At 74.6% G+C, this 24,647-nt stretch carries 23 protein-coding genes and 2 pseudogenes; 12 read left to right on the forward strand and 13 right to left on the reverse strand.

Features of this window, described 5'->3' with window-relative positions:
• Nucleotides 1-54: 54 nt before the first annotated feature.
• From K353_RS35090 to K353_RS01815, 5 genes are all read right to left on the reverse strand, one after another.
• Nucleotides 55-723 carry a hypothetical protein gene (locus K353_RS35090; RefSeq protein ID WP_146616373.1) on the reverse strand — a complete coding sequence of 223 codons (669 nt, stop codon included), beginning with the start codon at nucleotides 721-723 and terminating at the stop codon, nucleotides 55-57.
• 270 nt (nucleotides 724-993) lie between these two features.
• Nucleotides 994-2,190 (reverse strand): methyltransferase domain-containing protein, encoded by a 1,197-nt coding sequence (locus K353_RS01800; RefSeq protein WP_111551736.1) that lies wholly within the window; start codon nucleotides 2,188-2,190, stop codon nucleotides 994-996.
• A gap of 614 nt (nucleotides 2,191-2,804) precedes the next feature.
• A complete protein-coding gene (locus K353_RS01805) occupies nucleotides 2,805-3,356 on the reverse strand; it encodes an NUDIX domain-containing protein (protein WP_111551737.1) in 552 nt (183 codons plus the stop codon).
• Between the two features lie 233 nt (nucleotides 3,357-3,589).
• The gene (locus K353_RS01810) at nucleotides 3,590-4,066 is read right to left on the reverse strand and encodes a hypothetical protein (RefSeq protein ID WP_111551738.1); all 477 of its coding nucleotides are present in this window, start codon (nucleotides 4,064-4,066) and stop codon (nucleotides 3,590-3,592) included.
• On the reverse strand, nucleotides 4,063-4,248 hold the full coding sequence (locus K353_RS01815; RefSeq protein ID WP_111551739.1) for a hypothetical protein: 186 nt from the start codon (nucleotides 4,246-4,248) through the stop codon (nucleotides 4,063-4,065). The genes K353_RS01810 and K353_RS01815 overlap by 4 nt, the downstream gene beginning before the upstream one ends.
• 448 nt (nucleotides 4,249-4,696) lie before the next feature.
• On the opposite strand from K353_RS01815, the gene K353_RS01820 reads away from it, so the two are divergent.
• The gene (locus K353_RS01820) at nucleotides 4,697-5,710 is read left to right on the forward strand and encodes a transcriptional regulator (RefSeq protein ID WP_111551740.1); all 1,014 of its coding nucleotides are present in this window, start codon (nucleotides 4,697-4,699) and stop codon (nucleotides 5,708-5,710) included.
• A gap of 222 nt (nucleotides 5,711-5,932) precedes the next feature.
• Here the strand turns inward: K353_RS01820 and K353_RS01825 are convergent, their stop codons facing one another.
• Nucleotides 5,933-6,610 carry a major capsid protein gene (locus tag K353_RS01825; RefSeq protein WP_146616362.1) on the reverse strand — a complete coding sequence of 226 codons (678 nt, stop codon included), beginning with the start codon at nucleotides 6,608-6,610 and terminating at the stop codon, nucleotides 5,933-5,935.
• Between the two features lie 7 nt (nucleotides 6,611-6,617).
• Nucleotides 6,618-6,932: a hypothetical protein gene (locus K353_RS01830; protein WP_111551742.1), complete on the reverse strand. Its 315-nt coding sequence runs from the start codon at nucleotides 6,930-6,932 to the stop codon at nucleotides 6,618-6,620.
• 312 nt (nucleotides 6,933-7,244) lie between these two features.
• On the opposite strand from K353_RS01830, the pseudogene K353_RS37095 reads away from it, so the two are divergent.
• The 3 genes and pseudogenes from K353_RS37095 to K353_RS01840 all read left to right on the forward strand — a co-directional run.
• Nucleotides 7,245-7,700: pseudogene (locus K353_RS37095) on the forward strand (ricin-type beta-trefoil lectin domain protein); the annotation flags it as partial.
• Nucleotides 7,701-7,748: 48 nt separating this feature from the next.
• A pseudogene (locus K353_RS37100) lies at nucleotides 7,749-8,432 on the forward strand (polysaccharide lyase family 7 protein); the annotation flags it as partial.
• Nucleotides 8,433-8,844: 412 nt separating this feature from the next.
• Nucleotides 8,845-11,655, forward strand: coding sequence for a TIM-barrel domain-containing protein (locus K353_RS01840; RefSeq protein WP_111551744.1), 2,811 nt, complete (start codon nucleotides 8,845-8,847; stop codon nucleotides 11,653-11,655).
• A gap of 124 nt (nucleotides 11,656-11,779) precedes the next feature.
• Here K353_RS01840 and K353_RS01845 read toward each other — a convergent pair whose 3' ends face one another.
• Nucleotides 11,780-12,433: an RICIN domain-containing protein gene (locus tag K353_RS01845; protein WP_111551745.1), complete on the reverse strand. Its 654-nt coding sequence runs from the start codon at nucleotides 12,431-12,433 to the stop codon at nucleotides 11,780-11,782.
• Between the two features lie 220 nt (nucleotides 12,434-12,653).
• On the opposite strand from K353_RS01845, the gene K353_RS01850 reads away from it, so the two are divergent.
• Nucleotides 12,654-13,514, forward strand: a complete 861-nt coding sequence (locus tag K353_RS01850; protein ID WP_199527950.1) for a BTAD domain-containing putative transcriptional regulator — start codon at nucleotides 12,654-12,656, stop codon at nucleotides 13,512-13,514.
• 356 nt (nucleotides 13,515-13,870) lie between these two features.
• A complete protein-coding gene (locus K353_RS34140; RefSeq protein WP_158585309.1) occupies nucleotides 13,871-14,203 on the forward strand; it encodes an STAS domain-containing protein in 333 nt (110 codons plus the stop codon).
• Nucleotides 14,204-14,281: 78 nt separating this feature from the next.
• Here the strand turns inward: K353_RS34140 and K353_RS01860 are convergent, their stop codons facing one another.
• Nucleotides 14,282-14,497 (reverse strand): hypothetical protein, encoded by a 216-nt coding sequence (locus K353_RS01860; RefSeq protein ID WP_111551747.1) that lies wholly within the window; start codon nucleotides 14,495-14,497, stop codon nucleotides 14,282-14,284.
• Nucleotides 14,498-14,597: 100 nt separating this feature from the next.
• Nucleotides 14,598-15,275, reverse strand: a complete 678-nt coding sequence (locus tag K353_RS01865; RefSeq protein WP_111551748.1) for a hypothetical protein — start codon at nucleotides 15,273-15,275, stop codon at nucleotides 14,598-14,600.
• A gap of 401 nt (nucleotides 15,276-15,676) precedes the next feature.
• On the opposite strand from K353_RS01865, the gene K353_RS01875 reads away from it, so the two are divergent.
• The 3 genes from K353_RS01875 to K353_RS01885 all read left to right on the forward strand — a co-directional run bounded on the left by K353_RS01875 (nucleotide 15,677) and on the right by K353_RS01885 (nucleotide 18,879).
• Complete coding sequence (locus K353_RS01875) at nucleotides 15,677-17,386, forward strand: FUSC family protein (RefSeq protein ID WP_146616364.1); 1,710 nt, start codon at nucleotides 15,677-15,679, stop codon at nucleotides 17,384-17,386.
• Between the two features lie 250 nt (nucleotides 17,387-17,636).
• Nucleotides 17,637-18,275, forward strand: coding sequence for a ClpP family protease (locus K353_RS01880; RefSeq protein WP_111551751.1), 639 nt, complete (start codon nucleotides 17,637-17,639; stop codon nucleotides 18,273-18,275).
• A gap of 1 nt (nucleotide 18,276) precedes the next feature.
• A complete protein-coding gene (locus K353_RS01885; protein ID WP_111551752.1) occupies nucleotides 18,277-18,879 on the forward strand; it encodes a ClpP family protease in 603 nt (200 codons plus the stop codon).
• 146 nt (nucleotides 18,880-19,025) lie between these two features.
• On the opposite strand, the gene K353_RS01890 is transcribed toward K353_RS01885, so the two are convergent.
• Together K353_RS01890 and K353_RS01895 are read right to left on the reverse strand one after the other, a co-directional pair.
• Nucleotides 19,026-19,409: a helix-turn-helix domain-containing protein gene (locus K353_RS01890; RefSeq protein ID WP_111551753.1), complete on the reverse strand. Its 384-nt coding sequence runs from the start codon at nucleotides 19,407-19,409 to the stop codon at nucleotides 19,026-19,028.
• A gap of 119 nt (nucleotides 19,410-19,528) precedes the next feature.
• Entirely contained in the window at nucleotides 19,529-20,827 is a 1,299-nt protein-coding gene (locus K353_RS01895) for an MFS transporter (RefSeq protein ID WP_111551754.1), read from the reverse strand.
• A 99-nt stretch (nucleotides 20,828-20,926) separates the two neighbouring features.
• Between K353_RS01895 and K353_RS01900 the strand changes: the two genes are divergently transcribed.
• A complete protein-coding gene (locus tag K353_RS01900) occupies nucleotides 20,927-22,012 on the forward strand; it encodes a DUF5937 family protein (RefSeq protein ID WP_111551755.1) in 1,086 nt (361 codons plus the stop codon).
• Nucleotides 22,013-22,082: 70 nt separating this feature from the next.
• Here K353_RS01900 and K353_RS01905 read toward each other — a convergent pair whose 3' ends face one another.
• Nucleotides 22,083-22,553 carry a cupin domain-containing protein gene (locus K353_RS01905; protein WP_199527958.1) on the reverse strand — a complete coding sequence of 157 codons (471 nt, stop codon included), beginning with the start codon at nucleotides 22,551-22,553 and terminating at the stop codon, nucleotides 22,083-22,085.
• 387 nt (nucleotides 22,554-22,940) lie between these two features.
• Between K353_RS01905 and K353_RS01910 the strand changes: the two genes are divergently transcribed.
• On the forward strand, nucleotides 22,941-23,378 hold the full coding sequence (locus K353_RS01910; protein ID WP_100839113.1) for an Rrf2 family transcriptional regulator: 438 nt from the start codon (nucleotides 22,941-22,943) through the stop codon (nucleotides 23,376-23,378).
• A gap of 95 nt (nucleotides 23,379-23,473) precedes the next feature.
• Entirely contained in the window at nucleotides 23,474-24,352 is an 879-nt protein-coding gene (locus K353_RS01915) for a DsbA family protein (RefSeq protein WP_111551757.1), read from the forward strand.
• Nucleotides 24,353-24,647: the final 295 nt, after the last annotated feature.

Below are 24,647 nucleotides of genomic sequence, written 5' to 3' on the forward strand. Positions count from 1 at the left end.
CCACGTAGAGCGCGGGCGTGGTCGGGGTGAAGACGATCTTGACCTGCGAGGCGTTCAGCTGGGTGGCGCTCTGGGTGTAGTCGCCCGCGGCGGAGGCGGGGCCGGCGGTGGCGGCCAGGCCGAACAGGGCCGCGAGGGTGAGCGCCACCGCGGCGAGCAGCGCGAGCACCCGGGGGTGGCCGGGCTGCCGGGGGTGGGGGTGGGAGAGGGCGGTCGTCCTTCGCATGGGGGTCCTCTCGTCCGGCTTCGTGAAGTGAACGCCGGGCCGAAGTGGGAGAAGGGGTGGTTTCGCCTTTCTGCTGAACCCAACTGGTTGAGAGCGCTCTCTGGGTTCGTACGGAAGTGTTGAGGGGGTGGCGACCCACCGTCAAGTGGCGTGCAGGATTCACCTCTTGAACGGACGGGAACGGCTCCCCCGGAGCACCGACGGGCGGGCGACCGGGTGCGGGGCGTCCTCCGGGGGCGGGCTGCTCGGCCGCGGGCAGCAAGGAAGTCGCAGTAGCCGGGGCGGGCGACCGGGGCGGCCCGGAAGTGGAGCGGTTCGCCGTCGGTGTCCAGCAGGACGTCGTGTCCGGCGGTGCGGGTGAGGCCGAGCGGGTCGGTCCGGTACAGCGGGTGGGGGACGTGGCCGTGCGGATCGGGTCCGGCCTCCTGGCCGAGCGGGTCGGTGCTCAGGTAGCGGCCGGTGGCGGGGCCGTAGTAGCGGAAGTAGTGGTGCTCCAGGCCGGATTCGGCGTCGTGGTACTGGCCGGGCCGCCCGAGCGGGCAGTCGGGGCGCCGGAGTGGACCCTACACCCTTGGCACTCGTCTTGTGCACGCCTCTTGAGCAGCAAAAACGCCCCGCACGGCGCTTGGCCGAACGGGGCGTTCCGCTGTCTGCTGCGGTTACTTCGCGGGCGGCACTGCCCAGCGCTCCAGGGCCCGGTACCGCATCCCCGACTTGTCGCACCGGGGAAGCGGGTCGGACCCCCCGCGATATCCGGTAGGTACGGCTTAGCCCCGCTCGCTCCGGACGCGAACGGTGTTCTCCGGGCGGTCGAGCCAGAACCGATGCGTGCCGTCCGGGGTGACGGTCAGCCCGAAGCGCTCCGGCCCCGGTTCCCCTTGGGCCTGCCACCAGGCGTAACCCTCGGCCACCTCGTGCCACAGGCGCCGTTCGCCGTACTGCCACACGGTGAACTCGTCCGACCCCTCACCCGCCCAGTCCACGGCCGCCCACGACGTCGCGTCCGTGGTGGCGAGCCAGAGCCGGCGGGCAACCCCGTCAACGTCCGGGTCGTTGTCCCACGCCTTCCACACGTCGCCGAGCAGCACCCCGAGGGTGAACGCCAACTCCCACCCGTCCGCGGCGATGTCGTGGGCGGGCAGCCGGGTGCGCGACTCCTCGGGCACGTGCTCGTCGCGCACCACGTCCCGGTAGATTCGCAGGTCCGTCCGCTGGTTGCGGGCGAGCATGAACGCGCCGTACGGGCTGAACCGGCCCTCCGCGTTGCCGTCCCCGGTCACGGTCAGCAGCAGCAGGCCCCAGCAGACCCACGGGTTGTCCCAGGGAGTGAGGATCTTCCCTCCGCGCTTGGTCTGTTCGACCAGCACGGCCGGGACGCTCCGCAGGGCGCAGGTGGCCGATACCCGGTCGTACGGGGCCCGCAGCCCCCACCCGCGCGTGCCGTCCCCGCAGACCACTTCCGGGTGCAGTCCCGCCTGCGCCAGGCTGCCGCGGGCAAGCTCGGTGACTTCCGGGTCGACTTCGACGGTTACCACGTTCTCGGAGCCGAGCCGGTGGCTCATGTACGCGGCCGTAAGTCCGGTGCCGGTACCGATCTCCTGCACCGTCATGCCGGGGTGGAGATCGAGCATCTCCAACATGCGGAAGACGATTGCCGGAGCCGACGCCGACGAAGACGGCCACGGGTCGTCGCCGGGATCCTTCCCGTCGTTGACCTGCGTCACGACCGGGGCGTTGGCGTAGGCCGCAGCGGCCCAGCCAGCCGGGTCGGTCCGGCGGTCGCACGGCGTGTAGCTGCCGTGTCCGTCTCCCAGCCAGATTCGATCGGGCAGGAAGAGCGTTCGGGGTGCGGCTTCGGCAGCCGCCGCCCACTCGGGGGCCACGTCGTGGCCGAGATCTTCGCCGACGGCCGAGAGCAGGCCGCGCAGGGCGGCCCGCTCCGACTGGTGCACGTGGTCCGTCAACTACTTACCCTTGCCGTGCTTGTTGCCGTCCTTACCGCTCTGGCTGTCGGGGTTCGGTGCGGAGGTGCCGGGGTCCTTCTTCCCGCTGTGCCTCCCACCTCCGCCGTCGTTGCCTCCCGAGCCGCCGCCGCTGCTTCCGCCCTTGCCGGTTCCCCAACCCATGGGTAACTCTCCTTCTGGTTAACGTGGTGCTGGTTGACGTGGTGCTGGTTACGTCGCCACGGTGGCGCTGCTGCCCGGCGACATGGGGCCGGGGACAGGCGGATGGCTGGGACCGGGCGCAGGCGTGCTCATTCCTGCCCTCCTTGCCTCGATGCGGACCCGGACGCCGATCGACGCCCGGGGCGTGCGGTGGTGCGCCGCTCCAGAAGGGAAGAGCTTCCCCGTCCACCGGAACGGAAGTTTCCAGGTGTTCGGGCGGTATCCGAGTCTGGCGAGGGCGTCCGCATAGAGCGGGTCGGACAGGATGCGCTGCGCGCCCTCCTCGGTCCGCTTCTCGCAGATGCGACGCGGGACCAGAGCCCATTTGAGGCACAGGTACCAGAAGCGCGACGCGAGCCGAGACCGCGCCCGCCGGCAACGGAGCCTGAGCACGCACAGCCCCTTACGGGTCGTCACTTCGTGGCCGCGACGGTGCGCCGTGCGTCGGTGCCGTACGGCTCGCCCTCGGCCAGCAGGAGATACCCCGAACCCTGCTCACGGGCGGTCAGGGCCACTTCGATGCGGCGCGCCTGGTAGGCGGACAGCTCCTTGTAGAGCCGGTCCGGGTGCACCCACGCGAACGCGGTGATCTCGGACCGCACCGGGATGGCCATCGCCATAGCGTCGGCCGTCGAGATCGTGCTGCCGTCGCACACGAAGGTGATGCCCTCCGGGGGACCGGCCGGCTCGCTGGCCAGGCTCTGGTCGACCGCCAGGCCCTGCGTGATCGTCCGGCGGAGTCCGGTCTCCTCCAGCAGCTCCCGCGCGGCGGCGTCCCCGATCCGCTCGCCCTCGCGTACCGCCCCCCCCGGGGGCAGGATCGGGCGCATCGCGTGGGACGGCACTACCAACATCACCGAACCGTGCCGCCGGTCATCCGGGTTGTCCGTCTCCAACGCGACCAGGACCGCGCAGTCAGCCCGCAGATCGGACCGGCCCTTGTTCGCAACGTCGTTGTGGGCCATGCGGGTTACCTCTCGGTGGTCGTGGTCGTGGTCGTGGTCGTGGTGGGGCCCCGCCCTCGGTCGAGTGCTGTCCGCCAGTTGCTCGACCGGGGCGGGGAGCAGGGAGGGGCCGCCCCGATCCGGTACGGGGAGGAACCGGAGCGGCCCGGCGTGCCCCGTCGGGCACCCCCTCCCACCGGGATTGAACCGGCGGGGGCTCCGGAGCGCGGGAAGTCGCTCCGGAAGGTCAGGGGTCAGTCTTCGACCGGTACTACGGCGCCGCGCGTCTCCGACAGCAGCCACGAGTCATCCGAGGACATGACCAGCTTCACCGGTACGTCCGCGGGGATGCCCAGCGACTTGCGCGCGGCGTTCTCTGCGTACTGCCGGTAGTGCTTCACAACGTCGTCTTGATGAATGAAATGGTCGTCCGCCGAGCCGTCGACCTCCACCAGGTAGCCGTCAGCGCGGGTGAGCTCGACCCGAACAACCTGCTCGCCGTCGTGCAGCGCGTGCCGGACCTGCGCCGCTGCGCGTCGTCGGCGCTGCCAGCCCTCAACCCAGTCCGGGCCGAACGACCCGCCGATCATGCCGAGCGCCAGGGCGACGAAGAACGCCACCCACCGAGGCCACTGATCCGGCGCCACCAGGGCGAACCCGAGCACCGCACCCATCGGCACGGCGCACACCCCGAGCACCAGCACGCCCGTTGCCAACATCGCCCGGGTCACGCGGCCGGCTCCGGACGGTGCGGGCACTTCGGCAGGGGGCACCGACACGTGCCCCAGCCGACCGGCCGCCCGGCCCCGACCCGGCGATTGGTCTCCGGGTCGTAGTCGTCCAGCGGGTTGCGGCCAGCGTCCTGCGCGTCGGTTCGCCACTGCTGACGGATCGGATCGCGCGTGGTGTACATGACTGACACCTCCTGACCTGCGGTCAGCTGTAGGGGCTGCTGTCTGCCTCTACGCAACCGCATGACCACGGAGAGCGGTAGTCTCGAATCGCAGCAGGGATATCAATGCAATCAACAGGGGAGGTCAGACGTGGCGGAGAGAGTCCGAAACTCTTCCCTGAAAAGACTATTGACGGAGGCTCAGCTCAAACAGACCGCGTTCGCCCGAGCAGTCAACGAAGTGTCCGCCGAGAGCGGGGCACGCACCTCGTACCGACAACCGGCAGTGTCGTACTGGCTCGCGGGGGCCGTCCCCGAGCCAGCAGTACAGAATGCGATTCGTGAAGTCCTCGCCCGTCGACTCGGGCGCCTCGTTACACACGCGGACGCGGGGTTTCCCGCACCACCACCAGGCACAGCTACCCCAACAGGTACCGTCGACTCCCTGCTAGAGCTAGGGAGCCAGGACATGGACCCAACACGGCGCGGGGTGATCGGCGCGTCCCTCTTCTCGGTTGCGCTGACAATCCCGGGGTGGCAAGACGTGATCGGCCGGGAAGACGCGGTGCGCTCCGGGCGAATGGCTCGCATAGGGATGCCGGAAGTCAACGCCGTCGTTCGGATGACTGACCGGTTGTCGAGCCTGGACGATGAGTTCGGCGGGCGGCACGCTCGTCCGATGGCGGCGGCCTACTTGGTCAACACGGTTGGTCCGTACCTCAGAGCGGATGGGCCCGACGCAGTACGGTCCGCGATGATGTCGGCTGCTTCCGACCTGTGCTACCTCACGGGCTACATGGCAGTAGACGAAGGGCGCCACGGACTTGCACAGCAGTACTACCTCCGGGCGCTCGAACTGGCAGGAATCGCGGGCGACCACCTGACCTACTGCACGACGCTCCGCGGTATGTCCGTCCAAGCCGTAGACCTGGGGCACGGTCGGCGAGCCATGCAACTTGCCGACGCCGCAGCCGCCGCCGCTCCCGTGGCAGGTCCCCGGATGCAAGCCTTTCTTGCGGGTCAACAGGCCCACTCCGCGGCAGCGTTGGGAGACCGTGACTCCGCGCTCCGGTTCATGCGTGATGCAGAGAAAGCCATGGACATAGCCGAGAGCGAGTCCAAGGCATTCGGGTCCTACGATCCGTCCTCGCTTGCCTACCACCTCAGCCAAGTTCGGTACGCACTGCGGGACGTCAAAGGCTCTGTAGCCGCAATGCAGGAGTCCGACCGAACTCGACACGACGTCTACCAGCGCGGACGGGTACGGCATCGCGCCACGCTCGCAGAGCGACAGTTCGAGCTTGGGCATTTGGAAGCGGCGTGCGCCACCTGGCACCAGGCCCTGGACGACTACCCGAACGTACAGTCTGGTCGGGCCGACGAACGTATGCGCACCATGCTGCGGATGATCGCAAGGCACCCGGGCAACCAGCACGTACAAGGGCTGTACGAGCGGGCTCGCATCCTCGTACCCGCGGCCTAGCCGTACTGCCGAGTCCCGTCCCTCGCACACCAGGGGCGGGACTCGGCCACCTACGCAGCCAACCTCAGCAGCTCGACCGCCAGGCGGCATACGGTGGTCAACTCCCGCGCTCCGGCGCACAGTCGGCCAGGGCCGCTCACAGGACCCCAGGAACGACAAAGAGCCCCGCCCCGGCCACCCACCGAGGGAGGACAGAGTGGGGCTTATCAGTGCGTTGCAGGATCAGCCGTTGAGCACGTTCATCAGGCGGGCAGCAGCCCTGCCGCCGAACAGTGCGATGCCGCAGTAGAACTCGGCCCGGGTGCGGTAGACGGGCTTGTCGTGGGCCTCTCCGAGGTCGGTCGCCTGGATGCCGCCGTTGGTCAGGCCGGTCACGCCCGCATCAGCCTCGGAGGAACCGAAGCGGACGGTGTAGATGTCACCGGTCTCCTTGCCCCCGGTACCGGCGGTGAGGGGAAGGACGTCGGTGCCGTCGAGCTTCTGGCCGGGGTCGAGCATGGAGATGCCGTTCCACATGGTGACTTCCTTGCCGTGGATCTCGGCCGTCAGCAGCTCGGAGCCGCCCAGCCCGCGGAACCCGGAACGGATCTTCGCAATGATCGCGGCGTTCATGTACAGCGCGCCGTTGCGACTGGTGATCCCGCGCACCCGGGCGGTCAGCGCGTCCAGGGTATCGAAGAAGTCGTAACCGCCCGCGACCGGCCCGGCCTCCTTCGCGTCGACGACCTGACGCCCGATCAGACGCTTGCGCAGGCCGTCGAACCCGAGCGGGTTCACCATCGTGTCGCCATTGAAGAACTGGTCCGCGAAGGGGACGGACGCGGCCTTGATCTTCAGCGTCTCCTGGATCGCTCGCTGGTCGTTGACATTGCCGCGGGTCTTGACGATGAACTTGTCCACGTCGGAGTCACCGCCGAGGATCACCAGGCTCTCGATGCGCGGACTGCCCGCGCCGCCCGCCGCGGCCCAGCGGTCCGCTCCCCCGGCCGCGCCCGCCGCCCGGGTGCGGGGGCGGGACGCCGTCCCGCGCCTCGCCGCGCATGATCCGCTCCGGGTCCTCGGCGTGTTCGGCCTCGATCTCGCGGGTGTTCCCCGCGACGGTCCTGAGGTTGTCGCCGGCCTTGCGGTGGAAGTCCTTCAGCGCCTGGCCGGCTTCCTCGGCGAGCGTCCGGCCGAGTTTCTGCGCGCCGTGCTCCAGGGCCTCGGCGATCTGGTTGCCCATCCGAAGCTCACCCCGGCCTCCCCGTACGGTGCCCGTACCTCGGCGATCTCACGCGGAACTCCCGCGCCCGGGAGGGGGCTTGGGGCAACCGCGATCCGGCCGGGCAGGGCCGCCCGGCGCACCCGCCGCATCTTGACAGGGTCTTGGCAAGCCAGCAGGATTCCGGCGGATCGTCAGTAAGGTTTGCTGTCCATCGGCTCCCCCGGGTGCGCGGTCCCACCGGACCGGCCCGCCGGACAGCGCCCCGCGCCCCCGTGTCCCCGCATCCGCGCTCGCGATCCGGGCCCCCACCACGAGCGACCAAGGACTCCCATGAAGCGCCGTTCCCCCCTCCTCGCGGCGGCCACCGCCGCCGGTGTCGTCGGCACCCTGGGCCTGTTCGGCCCCGCCGCCTCCGCCGCGACCACCACCGGCCCGATCACCGGCCTCGGCGGCAAGTGCGTCGACGTCGCCGCGGCCGCCACCGCCAACGGCACCGCCGTCCAGCTCTACGACTGCAACGGCACCGCCGCGCAGAGCTGGACGGTGGACACCTCCGACCACACCGTCCGCGCGCTCGGCAAGTGCCTGGACGCCGCCGCGGCCGGCACCGCCAACGGCACCAGGGTGCAGCTGTACGACTGCAACGGCACCGCCGCCCAGCAGTGGACCGCCGACGGCGGCGGGCTGGTCAACACCGGCGCGGGCAAGTGCCTGGACGTCACCGACCGCTCCACCGCCAACGGCACCCCGCTGCAGCTGTGGACCTGCACCGGCGGGACGAACCAGCAGTGGAACCCGCCCACCGGCTCCACCCCGCCCACCGGCGGCCTGAACCCCGCGGTCTCCCCCGGCGGCAACTTCGACCTCTCGCGCTGGCAGCTCCAGGAGCCGGTCGGCTCCCCTGGCTCGCCCACCACCGTCTCCTCCGCCGCGCTCCAGGGCCCGAACGGCTTCCACGACGCGTACTTCTATACCGACGGCGGCGACGGCGCGATGACCTTCTGGGCCCCGGAGAAGGGCGTCACCACGCCCAACTCCAACTACGCCCGCTCCGAGCTGCGCGAGATGAACCCGAACGGCGGCGCGGCCGACTGGGCGCTGGCCGGCAGCCACCGGCTGGCCGCGACCCTGCGGGTGGTCTCGGTGACCTCCAACGTCTGCGTCGGCCAGATCCACCTCGGCTCCGGCGGCTCCTCCACCAAGCCGCTGATCGAGCTCTACTACCGGGCGAGCGGCGACATCGTGGCGGGCGTGGAGAACTCCCCCGACGGCGGGCAGACCACCCACACGGTGGGCCACGTCGCGGTGGGCACCAAGTGGAGCTACACCATCGCCGTCTCCGGCGGCAACACCATCGACCTGACGGTCAACGGCAGCACCACCCACTACCCGATCCCGTCCTCCTTCAACGCCTACCACCAGTACTTCAAGGCCGGCTCCTACAACCAGTCCTCCTCGGACAGCACCACCAAGGGCGCCCGGGTCGCCTTCTACGCCCTCACGGTCAACCACGGCTGACCCGCCCCGCCCTCCGCACGACCGCTCCCCCGCATGACCGTCGCCCCGCCCACCCGGCGGGGCGACGGCGTTCCCGGCGTCACCGGCGCCCTCCCGCTGCCGTTCCGCCGCGCCCTCCTGCGGCCGTTCTGCGCATTCCCGCTGCGCGTTCTGCACGAATATGCTCGAAACTGTGCCCGAACGAGCACTTGACGTCACGTCGGCCTGCTGCTGCGATGTACACCGGTCAAACCCGGCCCACCGGCGAACCGGCGGAACTCCCAACCCCGGTCCGCGCGGCGGGGCCTGACGCCCCGTCCGGTCGACAGCACAGCGCAGCGTCCCGCAGGTCCGCCCGGCAGTCTCGCGCCGGGTCCCGGGCCCCGCGGTCACCCTCCACCGCCCCCGACCACCACCGAGGAGGCATCCACCGATGCGTTCCGTCCCGCGCCCCCCGCTGCCCAGGCCCGGCAGCGGAGGGCGCCGCTCCCTCGTGCTCTCCGTCGTCCTGCTGACCGTCGCGGCCCTGTTCGCGGCCCTCGGCCCCGCCCCGGCCGCCCACGCCGCCACCGCCGGGAACGCCACCGCGGTCACCCGCTCGGGCGCCACCTTCACCGTCACCACCTCCGGCAGCGCGGTGGCCCGGGTCCAGCTGGCCCGCGCCGACATCTTCCGGATCTGGCTCAGCCCGAACGGCGCGTTCACCGACGACCCGGCCGGCACCGACCTGGCCACCACCACCGCCTTCGGCACCGTCACCGCCACCCTCACCGACGCCGGGAGCTACTGGCGGATCGGCACCTCCGCGATCTCGCTGCGGATCACCAAGGCGCCGCTCACCTTCGCGCTCTACCGCGCCGACAACACCACCCTGCTCTGGGCCGAGTCCCAGCCGACCAGTTGGACCACCGGCCGGACCACCCAGTACCTGAGCCGCGGCGCCGACGAGCAGTTCTACGGCACCGGCCTGCACCTGGGCGACTGGGCGCTGCGCGACCGGACCGTCCCGGTCGCCGTGACCAACTCCTGGACCGAGAACAGCAACGCCAGCCCGGCCCCGTTCTACATGTCCACCAACGGCTACGGGGTGATGCGCAACACCTGGGCCCCGGGCAGCTACGACTTCGGCGCGCCGACCCGGCTCACCCACGACGAACAGCGTTTCGACGCCTGGTACTTCGCCGGGAACTCGCTCAAGGACGTCCTGAACGCCTACACCGACGTCACCGGCAAGCCCTTCCTCGCGCCGATCTGGGGCCTCGAACTCGGCAACGCCGACTGCTTCAACGCCTCCAACCCCGCCTACAGCGGCGACCACGACCGGCTGCGCCACCAGACCACCCCCGACGCGGTCGGCTACGCCGCCGACGCCCGCGCCGCCGACATGCCCTCCGGCTGGTTCCTGCCCAACGACGGCTACGGCTGCGGGTACACCGACCTGCCCGGCACCGTCTCCGGCCTGGCCGCCCGGGGCGTCCACACCGGCCTGTGGACCTCCACCGGCCTGAACGACATCGACTGGGAGGTGGGGACGGCCGGTTCGCGCGCCGTCAAGACCGACGTGGCCTGGATCGGCGGCGGCTACAAGAGCGCCTTCACCGGCGTCAACCAGGCCGTCGCGGGCATCGAGGACAACTCCGACGCCCGCCGCTTCGTCTGGACCGTCGACGGCTGGGCCGGCACCCAGCGCAACGCCGTGGTCTGGACCGGCGACACCTCCGGCACCTGGGACGCCATGCGCTGGCACGTCCCGTCCATCGCGGGCGCGGGCCTGTCCGGCCTCAACTACGCCTCCGGGGACGTCGACGGCATCTACGCGGGCAGCCCCGAGACGTACGTCCGCGACCTCCAGTGGAAGGCGTTCACCCCGGCGTTCATGACGATGTCCGGCTGGGGCGCGACCAACCCGTCGGCCGGCTACCACGACAAGCAGCCCTGGCGGTACGCCGACCCGTACCTGTCGATCAACCGCGCGTACCTGCAGCTCAAGATGCGGCTGATGCCGTACCTGTACACCATGAGCCGGGTCGCCACCGACACCGGCGTGCCCTCCACCCGCGCCATGGTGCTGGAGTACCCGAACGACCCGGTGGCGCGCGGCAACCAGACGAGCGGCCAGTTCATGGCCGGCGACTCCTTCCTGGTCGCGCCCGTGGTCAGCGACACCAGCGTCCGCGACGGCATCTACCTGCCGGCCGGCAGCTGGACCGACTACTGGACCGGCAAGGTCTACACCGGCCCCGGCTGGCTGAACGGCTACAGCGCCCCGCTCGACACCCTGCCGCTGTTCGTCAAGTCCGGTGCGGCGGTGCCGATGTGGCCGCAGATGAACTACACCGGCGAGAAGCCCGTCTCCACCCTCACCTACGACGTCTACCCGCGCGGCACCTCCTCCTTCACCCTGTACGAGGACGACGGCACCACCCGCGCCTACCGCAACGGCGCCTCCTCCCGGCAGACCGTCAACGTGACCGCCCCGAACTCCGGTTCGGGCGACGTCACCCTCGCGGTCGGCGCGGCCAACGGCAGCTACACCGGCCAACTGGCATCCCGCGGGTACGAGTTCACCGTGCACGCGGCCGGCGCGCCGAGCGGCGTCACGGTCGGCGGGACGGCGCTGCCGAAGCTGAGCGGCAAGGCCGCCTACCAGTCCGCCGCCACCGGCTGGTACTTCGACCCCGCCGACCGCTCCGGCACCCTGTGGATCAAGGCCGGCGACCACGCCGTCACCGGCGCGTTCACCGTCACCGCCAAGGGCCTGACCCTGCCCACCGGCACCCCGGTCGGCGGCAGCGGCCCGATCCCGCAGACCGGCTGGAAGGTGGTCTCGGCCGACAGCCAGGAGACCGCCAACGAGAACGGCGCCGCCGCCAACGCGATCGACGGCAGCTCCGCCACCCTCTGGCACACCCAGTGGTCCGGCACCCCCGCCCCGCTCCCGCACGAGATCCGGATCGACCTCGGCGCCCGCTACTCCGTCGACGGCCTCGGCTACCTGCCCCGGCAGGACGGCGGCGTCAACGGCCGGATCGGCTCCTACGAGGTCTACGTCTCCGACAGCACCACCTCCTGGGGCACGCCCGTCGCCACCGGGAGCTTCGCCGACACCGCCGCCCTCAAGTCGGTGAAGTTCACCGCGAAGAGCGGCCGCTACCTGCGGCTGCGCGCCCTGACCGAGGCCGGCAGCCGCGGGCCGTGGACCAGCGCCGCGGAGATCACCGCCACCGGCAGCCCGGCCCCGTAGGGCCCGCGCCGCCCCGCCCCGCACAGCCCCGCCCCGCACAGCCCCGCCCCGCACAACCCGCGCCCGCCGGTCCCCCGGCGGGCGCGGGCGCGTGCGGCGGGCTGCCACCGGCTTCGCCGACGGGTCAGTTGACGACGGGGAGGTTGTTGAGCTGGAGGAGGTTCCAGCTCTGGTTACCGGTGTTCCACACGTCGTCGGCGGTGATGCAGTCCCACTGCTGGAGGACGGCCTGCTGGGCGGGCGTACCGGACGGCGCGGCGGCGTCCAGGCACCGGCCGGTGGCCCGGTTCTTCAGGAGCATGGTGGTGGGGAAGCAGGTGCAGGTGTGCCCGACCCAGGCGGTGGTCCACTCGGCCGGGGCGTAGCCCGCGTCGCAGTACGGGTACTGGAGGACGGGGGTGCCGTTCGCGTAGGTCCCCGAGCGCCAGTCGAGCATGAGGCACTGGCCGGAGTGCCGGGCCTTGATCCGGAAGTAGCCGTTCCCGCTGTCGAGCAGCTCGTACTCCTGGGAGGCGCTGGTGTTGTCCGGCCACAGGAAGACGCCGGTGTACGGGGCCGCCGAGGCCCACATGACGTCGGCCCGCAGCCCGGTCCGGGCGTTGACCAGCTCGTAGCGGGTGGGTTCGTCCGCCTGGGCGGGGGTGGGGGCGAGCGCCGCGAAGAGCACGCAGGCGAGGGCCGCCGCCGACGCGGCGGGGGCGAACCGGGAACGACCGCGCCCGGTCCGGCCGCGTGAGCGGCCCGGGCGGTCGGACCGTCGGGGCAGGGGTGTCCGCATGGTGGTCTCCTCCGTGGGGGTGCGGCCGTGGGGGTGCGGCCGTGGGGGTGCGGTCGCGGGTTCGGGTGGTCGGCGGCCGGGGCGTCCCACCCTGGCGCGGCGGCCTGTGCACCGACCTTGCGGCCGCCTTGCGGGGCAGCCAGCATGGGCAGCCGGGCGCTTCGCACGCGCCGACGATCACGCGTTGATCACCTGGGGGGTACATGTGGACTTCCGGCTGTTGGGCGAGGTCGAGGTGCGGTCGGCGGGCGGGCCGCTCGACGTGGGGACGCCGCGGCAGCAGGTGGTCCTGGCGGCGCTGCTGGTCGACGCCCGCCGGCCGATCGCGATCGAGACGCTCGTCGACCGGGTCTGGGGCCACCGTCCGCCCGCCCACCCCCGGCCGGTGCTGTACGCGCACCTGAGCCGGATCCGGGGGCTGCTGCGGCAGACCGCCGTCCCGGGCGGCGGGACGGCGGCCCGGCTGGAGCGCCGGCACGCGGGCTACGTGCTGGACGTCGACCCCGAACGGGTGGACCTGCACCGGTTCCGCCGACTGGTCGAGCAGGGCGCCGACCGGCAGCACGACGACGAGGCGGGGGCCGCGGAGCTCGCCGAGGCCCTGGGCCTGTGGCGGGGGGAGCCGCTGGCCGGTCTCGCGGGCGAGTGGGCCGCGCAGGTCCGGGCGAGCTGGCACCGGCGGCGGCTGGACGCGGCGGTGCGCTGGGCGCGGACGGAGTTCCGGCTCGGCCGCCCCGGCGCGGTGATCTCCGCGGTCCCCGACCTCATCGCCGAGTACCCGCTGGCCGAACCGCTGGAACACGTGCTGATCCAGGCCCTGCACGCGGCCGGACGCAGCGCGGAGGCGCTGGACCGATACGGCACCGTCCGGCGCCGCCTGGCCGAGGAGTTGGGCGCCGCCCCCGGCACGGAGCTTCAGTCGCTCTACCGCGCCGTCCTGACCGGCGACCGCACCCCTCCGACTTCCCGGCCACCGCGCCCGGACGACCCCGGCCGGGGCTCCCCCACCCGCCGGAGCGGCCCGGACCGGCCCGCCGCGGACCGCCCGGACGGCGGGGCCCGCCCGCGGCTCGTCCCGTAGCCGCCGCACCGGCGTGGAGCACCGCGGGGGCCAGGGCGCGCGTGATCGGGCCGGGGGCGGCGGCAGCCCCGCCCGGGCGGCGCGCGGCGGCGCGCGGAGGAACCGGCGGGCGGGTGCGGGCCCGGTCCTTCCGCCGGGTCGCCACCGGACGGCGCCGCCGCGCCACGGACGCCCCGTCGACCGAACGGCGGTACGACACGTCCCCGCCCCCGGCAGCGGACGTGCGGCCGCGCCGCACGTACGGGTGGCGGGGCGTGCGCGCGGCGCGGGGCGGTGTCGCCTGCGCTCTGCCCCGGCGCCTCGTGCGGCCGGTACGCTCACTGGCGCGTCCGCGCTCCGGCCGAGAGGAAAACCCCGTGTCGTTCACCGTCACCCGGCAGAACAGTCCGCTGGGCCCCCAGCTGACCTGCTACGGCGAACTCGACCTGCACACCGCGCCCCGACTGCGGGCCGCCCTCGCCTCCGCCCAGTTCGACGCGCCCGCCCTGGTCACCGTCGACCTCGCCGCGGTCACCTTCATGGACTCCGCGGGCCTGAACCTGCTCTTCGACGCCCGCCGGGCCGCCCGGCACACCGGCGCCGTCCTGCAACTGGCCCGCCCCTCGGCCAACGTGATGCGGCTGCTGGAGGTGGTCGGCGCCGACCGGGTCTTCGACCTCCAGCCGCAGGAGCCGCCCGCCCCCGCCTGAGCGGGCCGGGCCGAGCACGGCCGAGCGCGGCCGAGCCCGACCAGGGCCGCACGGGACTTCAGAGCTTCGACGTGGGCGTCATCGTCCGTCGGCGTCGGCGTCGGTGTCAGGAGCGTCGGCGTCGGTGCGCTCGGCGGCGTCGGCGGTCGCGTCGTAGCCCTCCTGCGGGCCGTGGACGTCCGGGTCGTGCTCCCGGGTGGGCCGGACGTCGGCGGCCCGGTCGCCGTAGCGTCGGTCGCCCTCGGCGTCCGGGCGGCCCCGCCCGTCGGGTGCGGGTTCGCGGTGTGCGGTCATCGGCGTCTCCCCGGGTCGGGTGCTTCGGGTCGGGTGCTCCGCCCTCGCGGCTACCCGGCCGGTCCGCGCGCAATCCGCCCGGGGGCCGCCGGGCGGGTCCTCAGGAACCGGCCGGTGCCGTGGCGGCGCGCCGGACCACCGGGAGGGCCGCCTTCGCGTGGTCGGCCATCCGGTCGAAGATCGCCGTGCGCTGCTGGTCGGTGAACGGGGTGGTGCCGAGGGCGGTCACCTGCACGGTGAGGATCAGGTTGCTCTGCCGCACCACCAGCACGAGGGTGCCGACCGTCCCGGTGGACTCCTTGTTGAGGTAGCGGAACGCCTCGGTCCCCACGCCCGGCACGGGGGTGGTGGCCGCGTCCTTCGCGAGCTGGTCGCGGGCCACGGTCTGCTCGGCCGGGAACTGGGACTTCGCGGTGTCGACGTCGCGCCAGAACGCCAACCGGGTCTCGACCGTGCCCTGGGGCTTCGAGGGGTCGGCCGTGCCGTTCGCCTGGTGGGCGACGTCCTGCCGGCAGTCGACCGTCTTCTCCCGGTCCGTGCCGGAGACCGTGTCGCCGAGGGTGTCCGTGCCGGTCGGCGTTCCCAGGGTGTCGGAGAAGGAGCCGTAGCCGAGGAGGCCGCAGGTGGCGGTGAGCCCCGCGGGGACGGCGAACGCGCCGGGCCCGGCGGAGTCGGCGATGTCGGCCGACTCGGTGTGTTCCGTGCTGCTGCCGCACGCGACGGCGGTGCCCGCGAGGAGCAGGGCCGCTGCCGCCGTGCCGAGGTGACGCTTCGTCATGGCGACAGCGTAACGGCGGGCGCCGACGGCGGCGGGAAGATCCCTGAGACCGCCTCCCGGTCCGGCCGCCACGGGCAGAAACGTCCCGCCGGGACGGCCGCTCCCGCGGTCGGGGCGGGTGGCGGCGCGGCGGAGGTCACGCGCTCCATCCGGGCGACACCGGGAGGTCACGGGTGCTCCCCCGGCCAAGCGAAATCCCGCCTCCAGGCGGCGCAGCACGGCGGTGGCGGCGGGTCGGCGGCGGCGGGGCGTCGCCTTGCATGTGCGGCATGTCAACACTTCGACACGGGCGTCACCGCACGCTCCGGTCCGACTTTCCGCTGCCCCGGGGGCGGCAGGCCAGGCCCCGCCCGGAGCGGGCTCCGTCCCGGGCGCCGGGGGCGGGGCGGCTGCTGCCCTGGGTGCGGCAGACCTGCGCCCCCCGGCGGCGGCCCGCCGTCTCGCCGGCGGCCTGGCGCGCGCTGTCGGCGGTGACCGCCCCGGCCGGGCTGGGCCTGTGGGCCGGGCGGCCCGCCGAGGGGGTGATGGTGGCCATGGGCGCGCTCTCGGCGGTGCTGACCGATGTGGCCGCCGCCTACCGGCACCGGGCGATCACCATGCTGCTGCCCCAACTGCTCGGCGTGGTGGGGGCGTTCGCCGCGCTGACGGCCGCGGGGCGGGCGGGTGAGCCGTACCTGCTGCCCGCGCTGGGGGTGGCGGCGGGGGTGCTCGCCCGGCTGGGCCCGGAGGGTTCGCTCGGCGCGATGGTCCTGCTGATGGACGCCGCGGTGGCCCGGGACCTGCCGCTGCCGGGGCCGCTCTGGCTGCCGCCCGCGCTGATGCTGCTGGGCGGCCTGTCGGTGGTCGCGCTGGCACTGGCCGGGCGCCCGTTCTTCCGGGGCCGGGCCGAACGGGCGCTGCTGGCCCAGTGCCTGGCGGGCTGCGCGGCGGTGCTGGAGCCGGACGCGGCGGGCCCGGCCGGGACGGCGCGGCGGCGCGCGCTGCACGACGCGCTGGAGCAGGCCCGGCACACCGGCGCGGTCGGCGGCGGCGCGCTGCTGGCCCGACACCTGCCGGGTCTGCTGGCCCTCGCCGAGACGGCCTCCTCGGCCGGGGCCCGGGGGCTGGCCGCCGGTCCGGCGCTGCGCGGGCGGCTGCGCGCCGAGGCCGAGCGGGTCGCGGCGGGCCGCCCGGCCTCGGACGGGGCGTGGCCGCCGGCCTGCGGCCCGCTGGAGGCGCGGCTGCTGCGGGCGGCCCGGTCCGCGGTGGCGCCGGGGCCGGGGCCGGTCGGGTCCGCCGGTGGGCGGGACGGCCGGCACCGTCCGGGCCGTCGGCGGGCGGCGGCCCGGGCGGTGCTGGCGGACCCGCAGTCCTGGCTGTGCGGCCTGCGGGTGGGCCTGGCGCTGCTGCTGGCGGGCGCGGCGGCGGCGTACTGGGAACTGCCGCACCCGTACTGGGCGGTGCTGAACGTGGTCTTCGTCTGCCGTCCGGACGTCGGCCCGGTCACCGGGCGGGCGCTGGAACGGTTCTGCGGTACCGCGCTGGGCCTGCTGGGCAGCGGGCTGGTGCTGGCCTGCGCCGGGCCGGACGGGGCGCTGCTGGCGGTGCTGGCGCTGGCGGCGGGCCTGGTCCCGGCGCTGTCCGGCACCGGCTACCTGTACCAGGCGGCGGCGCTGGCCACGGTGGTGCTGATGGTCACCCAGCTCGCGGGCGACCCGGGCCTGCCGCTGCTGCTGCCCAACCTGGCGTGCTGCGCGATCGGCTGCCTGGCCGCGGCGCTCGCCTGCGAGCTGCTCGGCCCGCACCGCCACCGGCAGCTCGCGGTGGCCCGCCGGCTGGCCGACGCCGTCGAGCAGACCGCCCTCGCGCTGGCCCCGCCCCGCCCCCGCGACGGTGGCGCCCCGCACCTGCGACTCGCCTCGGCCCGGGCCGAGTTTGAGCGGGCCCGGCGCGAACCGCCGTGGCGGCAGGGGACGACCGCCCGCTGGGCCGCGCTGATCGACGAGGTGGAGCGGACGGTGGACACCGCGCTGGCCCCCGCCGTCCCCGCCGACCACCACCACTTCGACGCCACCCGCCACCACCTGCACCGCCTGGCCGCCGACCTGCACCGCCTCGCGGCCCGTCCCTGAGCACCGCCGAGCAGCACCGCGCACCGCCGAACACCGCCGACCGGCATCGCGCACCGCCGAGCACGGCCGACCGGCACCGACCGCCCCGGACCGACCGAACCGACCCGGACCGACCGAACCGACCGGCCGGGGCGCCGCTCCCCGCCGCCTCTGCCCGCAGCGAATCTGCGGCGGGCAGAGCGGCGTCCGCCGGGGGCCCGCCGCGGGCAACAGTGGAGTCACCGACCCTCCGTCACCACCGGGAGACCCGATGACTCCACTCCACGCCCTCCGCCCCCGGGCGGAGGAGGGCGACACCCCGCCCAACCCGTTCGACGACCACCTGGCGGCGTTGCTGCTGGCCCGCCGGATCGTCCTGCTCGGCACCCAGGTCGACGACGTGTCGGCGAACCGGGTCTGCGCGCAGCTGCTGCTGCTCTCGGCCGAGGACCCGCGCGCCGACATCAGCCTGTACATCAACAGCCCGGGCGGCTCGGTCACGGCGGGGCTGGCGATCTACGACACCATGCGGCTGATCCCGAACGACGTCTCCACCCTGGCGATGGGGTTCGCCGCCAGCATGGGGCAGTTCCTGCTGACGGTGGGCGCGGCCGGCAAGCGGTTCGCGCTGCCCAACGCGCGGATCATGATGCACCAGCCCTCGGCGGGCATCGGCGGCACCGCGTCCGACATCGCGATCCAGGCGGAGAACCTGGAGTACACCAAGCAGGCCATCGAGCGGATCACCGCCGAGCACACCGGGCAGAGCCCGGAGACCATCGCCCGGGACGGCGACCGGGACCGCTGGTTCACGGCCGAACAGGCCCGCGAGTACGGGATGGTGGACCAGGTGCTGGAGTCGCTCGCCGACATCGGCACGGCCGCGTCCCGCCGACGGGCAGGGCTGTGACATGGCCTCCTACCCGATTCCCTACGTGATCGAGCGGACCGCCCAGGGCGAGCGCTCCTACGACGTGTTCAGCCGGCTGCTCAGCGAGCGGATCGTCTTCCTCGGCACCGAGATCGACGACGGCGTGGCCAACGTGGTGATCGCCCAGCTGCTGCACCTGGAGGCCGCGAGCCCCGAGCAGGAGATCGCCCTCTACCTCAACTCACCCGGCGGGTCGTTCACTTCACTGATGGCGATCTACGACGCGATGACGTTCGTGCAGTGCCCGATCGCCACCTACTGCGTCGGCCAGGCCGCCTCCACCGCGGCCGTGCTGCTGGCCGGCGGCGACCCGGGGCGGCGCTTCGTCCTCCAGCACGCCCGGGTGCTGCTCGGCCAGCCCGCCAGCGGCGGACAGCGGGGCACCGTCTCCGACCTGAGCCTGGCCGCCAAGGAGGTGCTGCGCATCCGTACCCAGGTCGAGGAGGTGCTCTCCCGGCACACCGGCCACCCGGTGGCCGCGCTCCGCGCCGACCTGGACCGCGACAAGGTGTTCAGCGCGCAGGAGGCCGTCGCGTACGGCCTGGCCGACCGGGTGCTGAGCAGCCGCGCCCCCGCCTCCTGAGGCGGCACGCGCCCGTACGTCCGGGCCCGGAAGCGGTCCCCACCGCTTCCGGGCCCGGACGTACGGCGTACGACCCTGCGGTCGCTCGGGCCGCTTCCCGCTGCCCGGGACGCTCAGGCCGCTCTAGGCGTAGCCGCTCTAGCCGCTCAGGCCGCCAGGCAGAGCCCGCCGTAGCGGCCCGCGGTCGCGGTGGCGGTGGCGGTCCGGCCCCGGGCGGCCGTGCCGGGCAGCGCGACCAGGTCCCGCTGGACCAGCGAGAGGACGTCCCCGAGCCCCAGGCCGAGCGCCCGGGCGGCGGCGGCGAGCACCTCGGAGGAGGCTTCCTTCCGGCCGCGTTCCAGCTCCGACAGGTACGGCACCGAGATCCGGGCCGCCTCCGCGACGTCCTTCAACGTCCGCCCCTGGGTGAGCCGTTCACGTCGCAGCACGCCGCCCACCACGTCCCGCAGCAGCGGCTCCCTGCGCTCCGGCGCCTGCGGCGGGCGCAGCGGGACGACGCGGGCCTGGGTGTCCGACGCATGAGTTCTCATCCCCCAAGCCTAGGCACCGCACTCCCCCCGGACGGGCCGTACCGCTCTGCCCTCAGCAGAACCCCCGGGCCCGGACCGCGAACGGCCGGCCGGCCGTGGCGGGGTCCGCCCCGTCCCCGTCAGGGGGTCCCGGGGGTGGTGCGGTGGACGAGGGTGGCGGCGGCGAGGGTGGCGGCGGCGAGGACGGGCCAGAGGACGACGGGGGCGAGGGCGGTGAGGACGGCGGGGGAGACGGCGAGTCCGAAGCCGGTGGAGAGTTGGAGGCGGGCCAGGGCGCGGCCACGGCGGGGGGCCGGGGTGCGGGCGGTGACCAGGGCGGTGGCGCTGCCCGCGTAGAGGATCTCGCCCAGGGTGCAGGGCACCGCGGCCAGGGCGACGGCGAGCGGCCCGAACGGGGTGGCGAGCAGGAACGCCAGGTAGCTCGCGGCGAGCACCACCCCGGCCAGGACCAGGACCCGGGCCCGCGACCAGCGGGCGGCCGCCCACGCGGTGACGGGCACCTGGAGGGTCACCACCAGCACGGTGTTGGCGACGAACACCGCGGCCGGCCAGGCGGGCGAGGCGTGCAGGACGGTCACGAGCACCAGCGGCAGCGCCACTTCGGGCACGTTCAGGCAGAACACGTACACCACGTTGGCCAGCAGGAGCGCCCCGAGCCGCGGTGCCGCCCCGTCCGCCGCGGGGGCGGCCCGCCGCGCCCGCGCCGCCCCGTCGCGGACCCGGACCGAGCGGGCCAGCGCCGCCGCCGCGAGGAAGCCGAGCCCGGAGGCCAGGGCCAGCGCCCGCAGGGCCGTGGGACCGCCGGCCAGGCAGGCGGTGGCGAGCAGCGCGCCGACGCCGAGTCCGGCGTTGCGGGCGGCCCGGGCGGCCGCCAGGACGGTGTCCCGCAGGTGTTCCTCGGCGACCGAGGCGACCAGTGCGGCGTGCGCGGCGGGCCAGGACTGGTTGCCGATGCCGAGGAACAGCGCGGCGGCGGTGAACAGCGCGACGCCGCCGGTGGGCGCCGCCAGCAGCGCGGCCACGCCCAGCACCCGCACCAGCATCGACGCGGCCACCGCCGTGCTGCGCGCGCCCCGGTCGAGCCAGTGCCCGAGCGCCGGCATGCAGGCCAGCCCGGCGACGATGCCGCCGGTCATCGCCAGGCCGGTGGCGGCCGTGCCGAGGTCGAGCACGGTGATCCCGTACAGCAGCAGGAACGGCCGCAGCAGGCCGGTGCCGAGGGCGTCGACGAGCAGCGCGGCGGCGTAGCGCGGCCCGCCGCCGGCCCGGACGAGCTGCCGGACCGTCGGGCGGGTCGACGGCGGGGCCGACGGCGGAGACGACAGCGGGGGCGAGGGGCGGGCCGGTGGCTGGGGCGGCGGTGGCGGGGTCGGCGGTCGGGTCGTGGTGGTGCGGGCGGCAGGGGGGCTGGTGGTCATGGCGCCAAGGTGCGGGCGGGGGCGCGGCGCGGTCACGTCGATTGACGCTTTCCGTCAACCGGTGCCGGTGGCGCGGCCGTGCACGGCGAGAATGCGGGAGTGACCCTGCGCATCGATCTCGCCGGGACGCCGCCGGAGCGCGTCCGGTTCGGTGTCTCGCCGCTCGCCGAACTGACCGCGATGCTGCACGTGCTGGCCTCGCCGGAGCACCACCCGCAGCTGGCCGGGTGGGCGGCCGGGGTGTGGTCGGGCCTGCGCCCCGAGCTGGCCGAGCGGCTGCGGGAGGCCGAGTTCCTGTGGCGGTCCTCGCGGGCCGACTTCCTGGTGCCGGCCCGGCCCCGGGCCACCCTGGCCGCCGAACTGGACCAGGTCGACCTGATCGGGGACGAGCGGTACGCGCACGCCGCGCTGGTCACCACCTGCGGCTCGAACCGGCGCACCTTCGCCGGCCGCTCCCCGCTGCACGACCCGGCCGCCCGCGCCGACGCGCTGGACCGGGCGCAGGCCCGCGGCCCCGTCCAGGAGGCGTTCGCGGAGCGCCTGCTGGCCGATCCGCCGGCCGTCCGCGCCCGGCTGCGGGAGACCCTGGAGCGGTGCGCGGAGGCGTTCTTCGACGCCGAGTGGCCCGCGCTGGCCGCCCGCCTGGGCCGGGACGTCCGGGACAAGACCGAGCTGAGCCGCCGTCAGGGCCTGCCCGCCGCGCTCGCCGAGGTGTCGACGGCGGTCGCGCTCACGCCCGACGGCGGCTCGCTGGTCCTCGACAAGCTCCAGGACTCCGCCGCGCAGGCCGGCCCGGCCGGCGTCACCTTCCTGCCCAGCGTCTTCGGGCATCCGCACCTGGTCGCGGTGTACGCCCCGGGCTGGCAGCCCGTCGTCCAGTACCCGGCCGCGGACGGCGACCGCCCCGCGGCCGTCCCGCTGGAGACCGTCGCCCTGCGCCTGGAGGCGCTGGCCCACCCCGTCCGGCTGCGGCTGGTCCGCACCCTGGCCCGCGGCCCGCACACCACCGGCGAACTCGCCCGCGCCTGGGAGCTCACCCCGCCCGAGGTCTCCCGGCACCTCGCCGTGCTGCGCCGGGCGGGCCTGCTCACCGCCCGCCGCCGCGGCCGCCACGTCCATCACGCGCTCGACCTCGGCGCCACCGCCGGGCTCGGCGCCGACCTGCTCTCCGCCGTCCTGCGCTGAGCACCCGCGCCGACCGGTGCGGCGCGCCGCGCGGTGCGGGTGCCGTCCGGTGCGGTGCGCCGTCCGGTCGTCAGGGCGCGGTCGGCGGTTCGGCGTGCAGGCTCGGCAGGTTGACCACGATCGCCTCCTGGGTGCTGCGGGCGATCACCACCACGGCCTCGTGCGCGGGGTCGGGGTTCTCCTCGCGGTGCGGGACGTACGGCGGCACGAAGATGTAGTCGCCCGGCCCGGTGCGCAGCCTGACCTCGACCGGCTCGCCGGAGGAGTGGTCCAGGAAGACGAACTCCGGGTGGCCGCTGACCACGTGGATCGCGGTCTCCGACTCGCCGTGGTGGTGGTCGGAGGAGGCGGTGGCGGGGGCGACGTGGGTCTGGCCCATCCAGAGCTTCTCCGAGCCGACGGTGCCTCCGCTGATCGCCGCGAACCGCCGCATCCCCCCGGTCTGCGCGGTGTCGCCGTCGAGCGCGTCGGCCCGGATGTGGTGCAGGCGGGCGCGGAGCGGGAGGGCGGCGTCCGGGCCGGTGGCGTCCGGCGCGGGCAGGTGCGGGTGGAAGCCCTCACCGGCACAGGTCCGCGCACCCCCGTCGGTCGCGTCGGTCGCGGCGGTCGCGTCAGACGCGTCGGTCGCGGCGGGCGCCGGAGCGGGACGGTGCGGTTCGGCGGACACGGGCTCTCCCGGAGGTGGACGGCGGTGGTGCGCACGGAGCACCGGCGGACGGCGGCGGGCACGGCGACGGCGGGTGCGTCGGCGGGTGCGACGGCGGAACGCGGTCGCGGCCACGGGGACGCTCGGCGGGGTGCGCGGGACGAGGGGAACGCTAGGCGCGGCCCGAAAAGGATGTCAAGAGGTGTCCTTTCGGCCGGACGCCGGACCGGCGGCCCCCGGACGGGACTTGATGATCGCCCGGCCCGGTGGATACTTCGGGGTATGCATATTTCCGCCAAGGCGGACTACGCCGCCCGCGCACTGGTCGAGCTGGCTTGCGACACGGGGCGTCCGCTCACCTGCGAGGCGATCGCCTCGTCCCAGGAGATCCCGTTCCGGTTCCTGAAGTCCGTCGTCGGCGACCTGCGCCGGGCCGGCCTGGTCCGCAGCCAGCGCGGCTGCGAGGGCGGCTACTGGCTGGGCCGCCCGGCCTCGGACATCACGCTGCTCGACGTGGTGCGCGCCGTGGACGGCGAACTGATCACGCTCCGCGGCGAACCGCTGGCGGGGCTCGCCTACCCGGGCCCGGCGGACGCGCTGCCGGGGATCTGGCGCGAGGTCGAGGAGCGCACCGGGGAGGTGCTGGCGGGCACCACCGTGGCCGCGCTGGTCCGCCGCTCCGGCCGCCCGCTGCCCCGGCCGGTCGCGGAGGCGGTGTGACCGGCCGAGGCAGCGGGCCGGAGGCCGTCCGGGCGGGGAGCGGGCCCGCACCCGAGACCGCACCCGAGACCGCGCTCGAACCCGGACGCGCACCAGTGCCCGGACCCGCCCTCGAAGTCGTCGAGTTCACCGACCCGTTCTGTCCGTGGGCCTGGGGGTCGGAGCCCGTGCTGCGGGCGCTGCGCCGGGTGCTGGCCGGGGCCGCCGCGCACCGGCGGGTGTTCGGCATCCTGTTCGACGACGACGAGGACCCGGCGCCGGACCCGGCCGCGGAGGCCGCCTGGTACGGGGAGTTCGTGGCCCGGGTGTCGGCGCACACGGGCGCGCCGCGACCGGCCCGGCTGCGCTGGGTCGCGGCGAGCAGCTGGCCCGCCTCGCTGGCCGCCGCCGCGGCGGAGCAGCAGGGGCCGCAGGTGGCGGAGCGGGTGCTGCGGCGGCTGCGCGAGTCGGCGTTCGTCCGGGGCGAGCCGGCCGACACCCCGGAGCGGATCGCCGGGGCGCTGCGCGGGGTGCCCGGCCTGGACGCGGCGGCGCTGGCGTCGGCTGCGGCCTCGGTGCCGGTGCGGGAGCGGGTGGCGCGGGACCGGGCCGAGACCAGGGCGCCGCGCCCGGAGGTGGTGGGGCTGCGCGGGTCGGGCCCGCACCCGGGCGGGGCGAAGGAGATCGCGGACGGCCGCCGCTACGCCCTGCCCACGCTGCTGTTCCGCGGCCCGGCGGGGTGCCGGGTGGTCCCGGGCTGGCGTCCGTCGGCGGAGTACCTGGCGGCGGCCCGGGCGGTGTGCCCGGACCTGCCCGCAGGGAGGCCGGAGGAGCGCCCGGACCCGGCCGAACTGCTGCGCCGCTACCGGAGCCTGACCGCGCCGGAGTCGCCGGACGGCCCGCCGGACGGCGCGGTGACGGTCGCCACCGCGGGCGGCCCGCTGTACCTGTCGCCGGAGGAGGCCGCTGTCTGCCCGCTCCTCCCCGCGCCCTGAACCCGGCCCCGCACCCCGGCCCGGAGCCCCGGCCCCGGAGCCCCGACTCCAGAGCCCTCCGCCACCCGGCCCCCGCATCACCGTTTCCCACCCTGCGAGACATACCTTCCCGGATCGCGAGACGTCGGACGCGGGCGCCGATCGGCCCGCAGCTCACCACCCTCGACCCGACGGTCCGTCAGTTTCCTTCCGCTGCGCCGCGATTGGCACCTCACCCCGCATCCGACGGCCGTCCCGGCGGTCCGCCACCCAATGGGACACCTTTTGGTGTCCATTGACACCGGGCCCGCCCGCC

It is taken from the genome of Kitasatospora sp. SolWspMP-SS2h (assembly GCF_003259315.1).
Classification (GTDB): domain Bacteria; phylum Actinomycetota; class Actinomycetes; order Streptomycetales; family Streptomycetaceae; genus Kitasatospora; species Kitasatospora fiedleri.